We start from the raw sequence: 13,259 nt of genomic DNA on the forward strand, positions 1-13,259 counted from the left end.
TCTCTCGTTAGGTTAAATTCAGGTGCAAATATCCTTAAATTATCGCGAAAATCAAACCAATATTTCATGTTTTGGCTTTTAAACGGCTTATTTTGATTGAGGAATGTGCAAGTAAAATATACTTCCTTCGCCTATTGTGCTTTCAACCCAAATTTTACCACCATTCGTTTCTGCAAATTCCTTACATAGCAAAAGTCCTAATCCTGTTCCCTTTTCGCCGGCGGTTCCTGTTGATTTGAATTTTAGATCGATTCGGAAAAGTTTATCCAGATTTTCGCTGGCTATGCCAATTCCATGATCTATAATTTGAACCTCCAGAAATTCATTTTTATCTTGTATGTCAACCTCAATTTGACTCTTGGGCTCCGAGAATTTTATTGCGTTGTTAATGAGATTTCTCACAATTAAGCTACACATGTTTTGATCAGCAAAAGCGATATTTTTCTCTGAATTGAGCAAAATAATTTTGATTTCTTTCTTTTCAGCAGATGCTGTATACAAACAAATTGACTGCTCAACCAAATCAGTCAGGTTAAAGATTTCAGCTTTAAAATCAATCTTATCTGTTTGTGATTTTGACCAGGTCAATAGATTTTCCAATAATGTATAAATGTGTTTTACCGATTCATGAACTTTTCGAATACCGGTTCTTTTTTCCTGATCTTCCACAGAGTCAAAATTTTCATGAATCATTTCACTAATTGAAAGCAGACTTGTGAATGGATTCTTTAAATCATGGGAAATGATTCTAAAGAACTTGTCTTTTGTGGCATTCAATTCTTTCAATTGCAGGTTTTGACATTTGATTTTTTCGTTTTGTTGAGTTAGTAATCTGTTCGTTTTGGCATTAAGTAAAAATCGATAAACAAAAATTGTTATTATCGTTCCCATTATTATTTCAATGAAAACAAACCACCAAGTCATGTAAAATGGTGGGAATATTTCAATGAAAAGTTCTTTTGAATGCTTATTCCATTGTCCATCTTGATTTTGAGCTTTAACCTGCAAAACATATTCTCCCGGAGAGAGATTGGAGTAGGAGACATAGTTGCGATTTCCAGAATTAACCCACTTCTTTTCGAGACCTTGCAGCCGATAGGTGTAGTTGATTTTATCGGAAGAATAGGAGGATAAAGACGAAAATTCTATGGAGAAGAATCGTTGATCGTATTCTAGTTCAATACTATCGGTGTAAGCAATACTCTTTTTGAGATAATAGGAATCGCTTTCTTTGGAGTATTGAATTTGATTATTGAAATTTTCAGCATTAGAGTTATCAACCAGAACTTCCTGTCCATGAATTTCCAGTTTGGTAAGAACAATATTATAAGATCTTTCTTCGATGAATTTTAAATTCGGATCAATAACATTTAAACCATAAACACCCCCAAAATATAACTTTCCACTTTTCCCTTTGTGATAAGCTCCGCCATTAAATTCTTTACTTTGTAATCCATCATCAACGGTAAAGTTTTTTACAGAATAATCTTGTGTTGAAAATTTAGCAATTCCATTATTAGTACTCAACCAGAGGTTTCCGAATGCATCAGGTAAAACTCCATAAACAACATTGTTGGGTAATCCTTCTTCAATGCCAAAATGAGAAAACAGACCGGTTTGGGAATCGAAACGATTTAATTTAGTATTGGTTCCCAGCCAAAATATACCATCCTCGTCCTCGTAAACAGAGAAAACAACATTATCTGACAAACCATTTTTAGTGTTGTCGTAGTATTGATAACTTTTAAATGTGTTGTTTTTTTTATCGTATATGTTTACGCCACCTCCGTATGTGCCAATCCATAACAGGCCTTTCGAATCTTCATATATCGAAGAATAAATAAAGTTGTGCGATAGGCTTTTTGTATCTCCGTCTATGTGTTTGTACTGGGTGAATTTATTGGTTTTATCATGGTAACGATTTAGACCGCCTCGGGTTCCAACCCAAATAATCCCTTCACTGTCTTCAAAAATTACCCGAACAGAATTGTCACAAAGAGAAGTACTGTCATTCGAGATGTGTTTGTATTGAGTTTTATTACCTGTAAAAGGGTTTAGCTTGAATAATCCTTCACCATCTGTTCCTATCCAAATATTATTTTTTCTGTCTTCAAACACCTTTCGTATTGCCGAATAGGGATCATTAACTGATTTTCGCACATCGTAATGAACGAAACTATCCCTTTTTACGATGTATTTTGAAATTCCCTTGTTGTTTGTTCCAATCCAAAGGTCACCATTGTGATCTTCCCATGTAGACCAGACAAAGTTGCTGGCTAAACTGTTTTCACTTAAGGGATTATTTTTAAAGAGTTCAAATTTATGTGATTGGGGATTGTATATACTGATTCCTGCGCCAAATGTTCCAATCCAAATAATTCCATTTCTATCTTCATAAATACAGTTTATTGAGTTCTCTGATAAACTTTGAGGATCTGCAGAATTGTTTGTATCGTGCGATGTTTGATTGCTTACTGGATTAATCCGATAGATTCCAGATCCGAACGTGCCAAACCAGATTTCTTCATTGCTGCTTTTAAGTATTGGTTTGTTTGTACTTATCGAAAGACTGTTGGTTACTTCAAACGACTTTACTGCTTTGTGGAATATTTTGGAAGAATTATCTGTTTTGAATAGTGCTTTATTAGTCACAATCCATAAGCTATTTATCCTGTCTGGCAAAAGGTTTTCTATATGCAGTCCGTTTAAAAAGAGTTGTGCATTTTCAGTTAATGAATCTCTTGAAATAGAAAGTAAACCATTGCTGGTTCCAACCCATAAATAATTATCAGCGCTTGCAAGACTTGTTACATTCCATTTTGAATCAGATTTTGGTAATTCTATTTCTTTGAATGATTTTTTTTCAGAATCGTAATGAAAAAGCCCAAGTTTAGTGCCGATCCAGAAGTTTTTGGTATCCGCAAGAAAACAATTGATTTTTGAATCTAAGCCTTTAGGATAATTATGCTTTTCAATAGTTCCCTGTTTAGTATTAATGCAGGTAATTCCTTTCAGACTGCCTACCCACAACCGATTATTTTGATCTTCATATAGATGAGTGATCGTGTCATTACTTAATTGATTATTGGGTTCTATGCCTCTGTACTGAGTGAAAATTTCGCTTACCGGATTAAATTGGGTTAATCCACCTCTGGAACCAAACCATAAATTTCCCGAACGATCTTCAAGTACTTGTTCAATCCATTTGTTTGAGATGCTATTGGAGTTTTCAGGATCGCTTCGGTAAATTGTAAAGTTTTTACCATCGTAACGATTCAATCCATCTTCTGTGCCAAACCACATAAACCCTTTCGAATCCTGAAAAATACAATAGACGGAGCTGAGTGACAGACCTTCATTGATGGTAATTCTCTTGAATCGAATATTATTTTGTTGAGAAAAAAGGGTAAGAGTACAAAATAGCCCAACAAATAATAGAATCAGTTTAGATCTGGTCATTGGATGCGGAGGTTTTTGTTTGTTATACAAATTAGTGAAAAATTGTGAAAGTTTCTTATTGCTGAATGGGCAATTGTTGGAGATATTTTTGAGAAAATAATTAAAAGATGTTATGCTATGTAATATAGAATACATACTTTTATTACTTGTTAAGTATTAATTAAATCACACAAAAAAATCACACATGGAATTAATTAACCTACCAAAACCAGATCGCAGCAAATCTGGTTTAAGTAAAGTAAAAGTCATTATGGGGATAGGGCTTTTATTGTTGTCATTCAGTCATTTATGTTTTGGGCAACATAGTAAGACATTTCAAGCAAATTCTATGAGGGTGTTTGAAGGAAATATTTTGAAAGATCCAAATTTGCTAAAATTAAGGGTTAAGAAATCTCAGGTTGGCACATTTTATTTATGTGAAGATTGGAAAAAAACTGATATTTATATGGTGACAGATAGCAGTATTATAAAAGGGATGGAAACTCGAATTGATTTGCGAAGAAATGAGCTGGAAATTAAGTATAAGGGGGAAGTAAAGGTATTGCCGAGCTATCGTATAAGAAGTATCGTTTTTACTGATGATGAGGATTTGTTTGTTACAGAGAATCTATTAAAATCTTCTCAAAAAGGCTTTTATAAAGTATTAATTGATGATGAAAATTCTTTACTATGCAAGTATAATACTAAAGTACAGCCATCAAGTTATAATATGCAATTGGATGCTGGGAAAAAATCAAGTTCAATAATAAAAGTACATAGTTACTTTGTTTGTAAAGGAACCAGCTTAATTGAATTAGGAAAAACGAGAGGTAAATTAAAGAGACAATTTAATGAACAACCTAAATTATATGATTTTATTAAACAGAATAAAATAAATCCTAAAAAGGAAGAAAGCTTAATCTCTTTTGTTGGTTTTTTAAATGAAAATCATTTAAATGCAAACTAGCTTATGTTGAGTGTTGACTTCTTTTACACTAAAAGTTATCTCGTAAGAGGTAACTTTTTTTTATATATTATTATAAAATGAAAACATCACTGCTTGAAATATGTTGTTACTCTGTTCAATCAGCAATTATTGCAGAACAATCTGGTGCTGACCGAATTGAATTGTGTGCAGGTGTTCACGAAGGAGGAACTACCCCTAGTGCTTCCTGCATTAAAATGGCTAAAGAATTAGTAAGAATACCAGTTCATGTAATTGTACGATCGCGTGGTGCTGATTTCTGCTATTCTGATATTGAGTTTGAGTGTATGAAGTTGGATATTAAATACTGTAAAGAAGTAGGAGTGGATGGTGTTGTATCTGGTGTTTTACTTTCTGATGGAAGCATTGATGTGGAAAGAACCAAGGAACTTATCGATTTGGCAAAACCAATGAATTTCACCTTTCACAGAGCTTTTGATATGGTGAAGGATCATTTTAAAGCCTTGGAAGAATTAATAGAGATTGGAGCCGATCGAATTCTCACATCTGGAGGAGAGCAAACTGCAGTATTGGGTCAAGATTTACTGAAAGACTTAGTTGAAAAGGCTAGTGGACGAATAGTGATCATGCCGGGAAGTGGAATAAGTCATGAAAATATTTTGAGTTTAAAAAAACACACTGGTGCTGAAGAGTTTCATTGTTCCGCAAAGTCTTTAGTAAGAGGTAAAATGGAATATCAGAATCCTAAAATAGCAATGGGAGGCGAAGAAAAGGTGCCTGAATTTGAATTTTATGAGGCAGACTCCCAGAAAATTCGTAAAATTGTAAGCATCCTAAAAGCCGAGGACTTATAACTAATTATTCTACTAATGAGGAAGATTTCTATCCTTCTGCTTAGTCTCATTTTCTTTTGGGGCTGTTCCGATGTACATTTTATTCAAGACAGTGCCGTTCGTGCAAAAGTTTCCAAACGATTCGAAAAGCGAAAAGAATTTGCATCTAATCGGTCAAATGAACTTTTCTCTGTATTTCAGAAAAATATTACTACTGAAGAAAAAGAAGCATTACAATTTCTGTATGCCTACATGCCTTTGTGCGATTTGGCTGATTATAATGGTGATTTCTTTTTACAACAAGTGAGATCTTCGTTTGAGGCGAGAGAAAGTTTTGAGTGGGGAAATAAAATTCCTGATGATTTATTTCGCCATTTTGTTTTGCCGTATCGCGTGAATAATGAAAATTTGGATTCAGCCAGATGGGTATTTCTGAAAGAGTTAAAACCAAGATTAAAGGGCATGTCGATGAAAGAAGCTGTGCTCGAAGTGAATCATTGGTGTCACGAAAAAGTAAATTACGCACCAACTGATATTCGCACAAGCGGACCACTTAGCATTGTGAGAACTTCATGGGGCCGATGTGGTGAAGAATCAACATTTACCGTTACTGCTTTACGATCTGTAGGCATTCCTGCCCGTCAGGTTTATACTCCACGTTGGGCTCATAGCGATGACAATCATGCTTGGGTTGAAGTGTGGACAGATGGTAAATGGTCTTATTTGGGAGCTTGTGAGCCCGAACCAGATTTGAATATGGGTTGGTTTACCGAACCTGCCCGCAGAGCAATGCTGGTGCATACCAAGGTTTTTGGTGATTTTGAGGGGAATTATGAAGTTGTAAAGCGTTCAGATAATTTCACTGAGATTAATGTAGTGGAAAACTACGCTGATGTGAAGAAAATTTACGTGCAGGTAGTTGATCAATCAGGTAATTCAGTTGGAAATGCAAAAGTAGATTTCGGACTGTATAACTATGCAGAGTTTTATCCAATTGCCAGTAAGAAAACTGATGCTGATGGATTGACTTACCTAACCACAGGTTTGGGTGATCTATTGATCTGGACCAGTAAAGATGGAGAGTATGCTGGCAGGAAAATCAGCGTTAAGCGAACTGATACGCTTCGTTTGGGATTAGGACGTGGTTTTTACGGAGATAAAATTACCGATTTAAATATGGTTCCTCCGGTAGAGAAAGATCCTTATTCAGTTGATGAGAGCAAAAAGAAGCAAAATGATATTCGCTTGTCTTATGAAGACAGTATTCGCGTGCAATATCGAACTACTTTTATCGATTCAATCACTGCCAGTAGTTTAGCAGAGAAAAAATCTTTGGATTCAGAAATGATCTGGAAGATATTCAAGAAAAGTCAAGGAAACTGGAAGGAGATTCAAAAATTTATTGAAGCTACATCTGCTGAGAATGGTTCTTTTGCAGTAGATCTTCTTAATTTAATTGCTGATAAGGATTTGCGAGACACGCGATCTGAAATCCTATTAGATCATTTGAATAATACGATCGAAAAATACAAGCTGGATGATTACAATTCAAAGGAAGTTTATTTGAACTGTGTTTTGAATCCAAGAATCAGCAACGAGTGGGTAATTGCTTACCGAGGATACTTGCAAAAGGCATTTCAAGATCAATTTACTGGTGAACGGGCAGAGAGAGTTGAGCAAATTAAGCAATGGATTTTAAGCGAAATTCAAATTACGGAAGTGGAAAATTATTACAACTTGCCAATTACTCCTAAAGGTGTTTCTGAATTGAAAATTTCGAATGCAGAGTCTAGGGATGTGTTTTTTGTAGCTGTTTGCAGAAGTTTAGGAATTCCTTCGCGTTTGGAGCCAGCAGAAAAAACACCACAGTATTTCGATGGCAAAGAATGGATGAATGTTTACTTCGAAAAACAAATTGTGAATCAGCCAATTACGGGGTTTGTAATGTTGAATAATACCGCAAAGGATTTTGATCCAGGTTATTATATGCATTTCACCATCGGGAAAATGATTGATGGTGTTTATGAAAGCCTTGATTATGGTTGGGATTTTAAATTATCCGATTTGCCCGCTACATTAGAGTTAGAGGTTGGCAAATACAGATTGGTAACAGGCAAGCGTGGCGCTGACGGGACCGTTTATACACATTTGAATCATTTTGAAATTAAGAAAGATCAGACCACTAAAATTGATTTGGTGTTTAGAGATCCAAAGGTGGAAAGTAAGATGTTGGGTCATTTGGACACTAAAATGATTGTTGCCAATGATAAAGGGGAAGAAGTATCGCTCGGATCATTGGAGAAGCAGAATGCGATTGTATTGATGTGGCTGGAGCCTGGAAAGGAGCCAACTCGTCATTTAATGGAAGAATTTAGAGATACCAAAAAGCGATACCAGGAATGGGATGGGAATATTGTTGTAATACAGGCGGAAGAAATCGCCACGGAGAACTTCTCCGAAGCTTTTTTTGTCAATATGCCATCGAATCACGAGCTGTACAAGGATAAAAATAATGAGTTGATTACACAGGCTAAAAAAGTGTTGGGCATTACAGGTAAAATTGAAAAGCCACTCATATTGGTTTTACATTCCAATGGCGATATTAAATTCGCTTCACGCGGATATAAAATAGGAATACATGAGCATTTGCTTAAAATGCTGGATTAACTTGAATTGAAGAATAAATTCAGAAGATTGCTTCAAAGGAATAAATAAAAATGCCACTTCAATTTGTTGAAGTGGCATTCCTGTTTATTATCTAATTCTTTTTCTAATGTAAAAAGAGATTTTTAATTGTAAAGTTCTTCTGCAAAACTTCCTTCTACTTTGTTGCCCAATAAAAGTTCTTCAATGGTAGCGGCAATATCGGTAAAAGATGTTCTAGTTCCCAAATCAACATTTTGTTTGATGTTTTTACCAAACACCATTATTGGAATGTATTCGCGGGTGTGATCAGTTCCTGGGTAGGTTGGATCACATCCGTGATCGGCGGTTAAAATCAGGATTTCATCCTCTTTTAAATTGGCTTGAATTTGAGGTAAATAACGATCAAATTCCTCCAGGGCTGCTTTGTATCCTTCTGGGTTTCTACGATGTCCAAACATCATGTCGAAATCAACCAGATTTGTGAAAATCAAGCCTTTTGAATCTTCTTTTAAAGCAATTAGGGTTTTATTGATCCCATCTACATTGTCCTTATTGGTTCCGCGGGTATCAGTAATTCCTTGTCCGGCAAAAATATCTTTTGTTTTACCAATACCGATAACATCCAATCCATTAGCACTTAATCGATCGAGAACAGTAGGAGCGGGTGGTAAAACAGAATAATCGTGACGATTCGTTGTTCTGGCAAAATTTCCTTTTCCACTTCCCAAGTATGGACGTGCAATTACACGAGCTACAGGCTCCAATTCAGTGCAAATTTCCAATGCTATTTCACAAGCGCGGTATAATTCTTCTAAAGGAATAATTTCTTCGTGAGCAGCGATTTGAAACACCGGATCGGCAGAAGTATAAATAATCCAGTTGCCCGATTTCATTTGTTCTTCTCCGTATTCATCAAGAATAGCAGTTCCTGAAGCAGGCTTGTTTGCCATTACTTTTCGGCCGGTTCTTTCTTCGAATAACTGAATGGTTTTTTCTGAAAATCCATTCGCATAGGTAGGAAAAGCACGTTCCAGCTTAACTCCGGCAATTTCCCAATGACCAGTTGTTGTGTCTTTGCCTTTCGACGCTTCTGCAGCCTTCCCGTAAGCACCATTTACATTGTTGTTTAAGGCAACACCCATAATATCAGTTAGGTTACCCAAACCTAGTTTTTGCATGTTTGGTAAATGAATACCATTGCAATGTTTGGCTATATTTCCAAATGTATTGGAACCAACATCTCCAAACTCTTCAGCATCTGGCAAATAACCAACGCCAGCGCTATCCAGCACTACAATTGTAGCACGTTCTATTTTAGGAATCATAAACTTGTGTTTAAAGTATGTATTAATATACTGATGAAGGGTTGTTTAGGTAGTGCGGCAAAGATAAATAAAAAAGTCTGGAAAAGTAAAATAGCAATGATTAAAAAGTCTGCAATTGTGTTTTAACTATCGATTTTGTGCAAAGACTGTAGTTCGGGAGTAGTAAAAAAAGAATCCCCCAAACAAATAAATGCATGGGGGATGAAATATATAGGTTTTATTTAGACTAAATCTTGTATAAGCTTTCTCTTAGCTCTTTAATTTTATCGCTGGAAAAATAATCATCGTAATCCATTAATTTATCAATGATTCCATTTGGGGTTAATTCAATAACACGAGTAGCAATTGTTTGAATGAATGCGTGGTCATGAGACGACATTAACACGGTACCACCAAAGTTGATCAATGAATTATTGAACGATTGAATGGATTCCAAATCCAGGTGATTGGTTGGTGTATCCAAAACCAGTAGGTTGGCATTTTTCAACATCATACTTGAAATCATACAACGAACTCTCTCTCCTCCTGAAATAATATTTGCTTTTTTGTAAATATCTTCACCCGAAAAAAGCATTTTGCCAAGATATCCTCGAAGATAAATCTCACTTGTATCGCTTGAATATTGGGCTAACCAATCAATTAAAGTAACTGGTTCTTCAAAGAATTGATTATTGTCAAGGGGTAAATATGCCGGTGTAATAGTTACTCCCCATTCATAACTTCCAGAGTCGGCCTTTTCTATTCCGTTAATAATATCGAATAGGGCAGACATTGCGCGTGGATCTTTTGAAAGGAATATTACTTTTTCACCTTTTTCGATTGTGAATCCAACATCTTTAAATAAAACTTCTCCTTCTACGCTTTTGCTTAAGCCTGCACAAGAGAAAATTTTATCTCCAGCTTCACGTTCCTGCTGAAATATAATACCAGGATAACGACGGGTAGAGGCTTGAATATTTGAAATATCCAATTTTTCGATCATCTTTTTTCGGGAAGTTGTTTGCTTCGATTTGGCGACATTGGCACTGAATCGGGCAATGAATTCCTGAAGTTCTTTTTTCTTCTCTTCGGCCTTTTTATTTTGATTTGCCTGCTGACGGGCAGCTAACTGACTGGATTCGTACCAGAAGGTGTAGTTACCCGAAAACATTTGAACTTTTCCAAAATCGATATCAACAATATCAGTACATACCGAATCCAGGAAGTGACGGTCATGCGATACCACAATAACAGTATTTTCGAAGTTGGCCAAGTAGTTTTCCAGCCACATTACTGTTTCAAGGTCAAGATCATTGGTAGGCTCATCGAGAAGCAAGTTGTCCGGGTTTCCAAAAAGGGCCTGTGCCAAAAGCACACGAACTTTTTCCTTACCACTCAGTTCTTTCATTAGCTTGTAATGAAGAGCTTCTTTAATACCTAAACCGCTTAATAATTCGGCTGCTCCACTTTCAGCATTCCAACCATCCATTTCAGCAAATTGTTCTTCCAGTTCCGATGCCTTAATTCCATCAGCCTCCGAAAAATCAGGTTTTGCGTATACATCATTTTTCTCTTTCAATACAGCCCACAATTCTGCGTGGCCCATAATTACTGTATCTAAAACTGTAAACTCATCAAATTCATGGTGATTCTGCTTTAAAACTGCCATTCTCTCACCAGGTTCCATTATTATTGATCCTGTTGTTGAATCCAATTCGCCGGAAATGATTTTTATTAGAGTGGACTTGCCAGCACCATTTGCGCCAATAACTCCATAGCAGTTTCCAGGGGTGAATTTTATATTAACATCCTGGAAAAGAGGTTTTTTACCAAACTGAATAGATAAATTTGAAACTGAAATCATACACTTATTTCCTTTAATTATTAAGGGCGCAAAATTAGTGATTTTTATTTAAATCTGATCCTATTGAATGATTAAGTTTTGGTAATTTTTGAATATGGGAGATATGAACAAAAAAAAAAGTTTAATTTGAATTTAAATTTGTAGAAAGAACGGATGCAATTTCATTTGTATCTTCGCCCGCAGGAATGGTGAATCGGAAAGTCGTGCCAACATTTATTGTACTCTCGACCCAAATGTCACCTCTGTTTTGCTCTATAAATTGTTTGCAAAGCAGCAAGCCTAATCCATTTCCCTTTTCACCTTTGGTTCCTAATTGAGACTTCGAATTGTCAAATTGAAAAATATCGGATATCAGATCTTCGGATATTCCTATTCCACTATCTTTTATCCATATTTCAATTGAATCATCTTTTTGCTTCGCACCGATAACAATAATTCCTCCTGATGGCGTAAACTTCAAGGAGTTGTTAATCAAATTACGAATTACTGTATCCAGCATTTGGCGATCGGCAAATACAAATAGAGTCTCGTCGAGAAGTAATTGAAGATGTATGCTTTTTTGTTTTGCTACACTCGAATAAGTGTGAAGATTACTCTCTAGAAGAGGTTTTAATGAGAGAATAGCTGGTTTGTAAGGTAGCTTACCCGATTGATTTAATGACCAGGACAAAAGATTATCGGTTAGGCTCAATACATTATTTATGCATTCTTCCATATCGTTACCACTTTCCTCAAGTAGATCATACTTTTTTTGCTGAACAAATATTTTCATCAGCTGTGCAAGGTTGTAGACAGATGCTAAAGGAGATCGAAGGTCGTGCGAAATGATTTGAAACAACCTGTTTTTGGTTTTGTTGGAATCTGTTAAAGCCTCATTTTTTTGGTCCAAAAGAGTTTTATGCCATTTAATTCGCTTATTTTGCAATTGCAGTAATCGATTTGTATTTTTCTTTTGATAGTAAGAGCGGACAATAAAAATCGCATAAGCCAATAGTAAAAACAATAATACCACCAGACTGTTTCGTTGCCACATTTTACTCTTGTTGTCTTTTTCTAATAGGGCAATTTGTGTTTCTTTCTTTTCCGATTCATATTTTTCTTGAATCTCTGCTATTTCTTTCAGATTTTCATGGTTGAAAATACTGTCTTTTAGCAGTTCATAATTAGCGAAATAGTGCAATGCACTATCGCCCATATTTAAATGTGTGAAAATTTTAAAGAGTTCTTTATTACAATCTTTTTGGTACTCAATATTTTGGGTCTCTACCGCAAGACCAAGAGCTTTTTTGCGATACTCTAAGGCTTTAGTATATGCTCCTTGTTGATAAAAAACATGAGCAAAACTGTTAAGTGTTGTTATTATTAGATTTTTATTTCCTATTTTTTCTTTTAGTTCCAAACTCTGATTTAAGTACTCCAAAGCAAGTGGATAGTTACCCATTTCAAAAAAACAAGAGCCCATGTTGTGGTAGGTTTGGGCTAGCTTGTACTTATTGGGCTTTTCTTTTATAATATCAAGATTGCTTTTGTAATAATTTAATGCTTCTTGAAATTTATTTTGAATGGATAATATATTGGCAATGTTAGTATTTGAGCTATATAAAGATGAAATTTGATTCTCCCTTTTGAAAATTTCCTCAGCCTTGTTGTAATATTCAAGGGCCTTGCTGTATTCTTTTAAATCCTTATATACGAGTCCAATACTATTATAAGATAAGGATAACTCAAAGGTCATGGACTTTTTTTCGAAATATTTTATACAAGCAAATAAATCAACAATAGCCAGATTGTGTTTATTCATATTTCGATAAACGATTCCTCTGTTTATGTAAGTGTTATATATACCAATAGAGTCTTTTGAAATTGTAAATTTATCAAGAGCTTTATTAAAAAAAGAAATTGACTGAGTATAGTCTTCCTTACGGAAATGCACTAAAGCAATGCGAATGAAGGCATTTCCAGCTCCCGAGTAGTTTTCGGATTCTTCTGCATATTTTATAGCTTCCTCTGCATAATGAATTGCTTCAACTGGTAATTTCCGATAGTTCTTGCCTGTCCACTCATTTAAGAATTCAATTTTTAAATTGAATTCTGAAATTGAATCTAATTTTTTGTCAATAGAATCTAAATTCTGAGTAAAAGCTACGGGCTTTGCTATAAATAAAAATAAGATTAATAACAAGACAAGGTTTCTCATACGAAATTCGATTAAAACTAATGACCAATTT

The 13,259-nt window shown here is 35.2% G+C and carries 7 protein-coding genes; 3 read left to right on the plus strand and 4 right to left on the minus strand.

The annotated features are described in order from the left end of the window. Nucleotides 1-87 precede the first annotated feature (87 nt). On the minus strand, nucleotides 88-3,459 hold the full coding sequence (locus ALGA_RS19125; RefSeq protein ID WP_162845491.1) for a sensor histidine kinase: 3,372 nt from the start codon (nucleotides 3,457-3,459) through the stop codon (nucleotides 88-90). A gap of 184 nt (nucleotides 3,460-3,643) precedes the next feature. Between ALGA_RS19125 and ALGA_RS19130 the strand changes: the two genes are divergently transcribed. The 3 genes from ALGA_RS19130 to ALGA_RS19140 all read left to right on the plus strand — a co-directional run bounded on the left by ALGA_RS19130 (nucleotide 3,644) and on the right by ALGA_RS19140 (nucleotide 7,884). Continuing rightward, nucleotides 3,644-4,405, plus strand: coding sequence for a hypothetical protein (locus ALGA_RS19130; protein ID WP_096431979.1), 762 nt, complete (start codon nucleotides 3,644-3,646; stop codon nucleotides 4,403-4,405). A gap of 77 nt (nucleotides 4,406-4,482) precedes the next feature. Continuing rightward, nucleotides 4,483-5,238 carry a copper homeostasis protein CutC gene (locus ALGA_RS19135; RefSeq protein WP_096431981.1) on the plus strand — a complete coding sequence of 252 codons (756 nt, stop codon included), beginning with the start codon at nucleotides 4,483-4,485 and terminating at the stop codon, nucleotides 5,236-5,238. Nucleotides 5,239-5,253: 15 nt separating this feature from the next. Next, complete coding sequence (locus tag ALGA_RS19140) at nucleotides 5,254-7,884, plus strand: transglutaminase-like domain-containing protein (RefSeq protein WP_096431983.1); 2,631 nt, start codon at nucleotides 5,254-5,256, stop codon at nucleotides 7,882-7,884. 122 nt (nucleotides 7,885-8,006) lie between these two features. On the opposite strand, the gene ALGA_RS19145 is transcribed toward ALGA_RS19140, so the two are convergent. The 3 genes from ALGA_RS19145 to ALGA_RS19155 all read right to left on the minus strand — a co-directional run bounded on the left by ALGA_RS19145 (nucleotide 8,007) and on the right by ALGA_RS19155 (nucleotide 13,228). Beyond that, nucleotides 8,007-9,188 carry a phosphopentomutase gene (locus tag ALGA_RS19145; RefSeq protein ID WP_096431985.1) on the minus strand — a complete coding sequence of 394 codons (1,182 nt, stop codon included), beginning with the start codon at nucleotides 9,186-9,188 and terminating at the stop codon, nucleotides 8,007-8,009. 226 nt (nucleotides 9,189-9,414) lie between these two features. Continuing rightward, entirely contained in the window at nucleotides 9,415-11,031 is a 1,617-nt protein-coding gene (locus ALGA_RS19150) for an ABC-F family ATP-binding cassette domain-containing protein (RefSeq protein ID WP_096431987.1), read from the minus strand. Nucleotides 11,032-11,152: 121 nt separating this feature from the next. Then, nucleotides 11,153-13,228: a tetratricopeptide repeat-containing sensor histidine kinase gene (locus ALGA_RS19155; RefSeq protein ID WP_096431989.1), complete on the minus strand. Its 2,076-nt coding sequence runs from the start codon at nucleotides 13,226-13,228 to the stop codon at nucleotides 11,153-11,155. Nucleotides 13,229-13,259: the final 31 nt, after the last annotated feature.

This window comes from Labilibaculum antarcticum (assembly GCF_002356295.1).
GTDB classification, from domain to species: domain Bacteria; phylum Bacteroidota; class Bacteroidia; order Bacteroidales; family Marinifilaceae; genus Labilibaculum; species Labilibaculum antarcticum.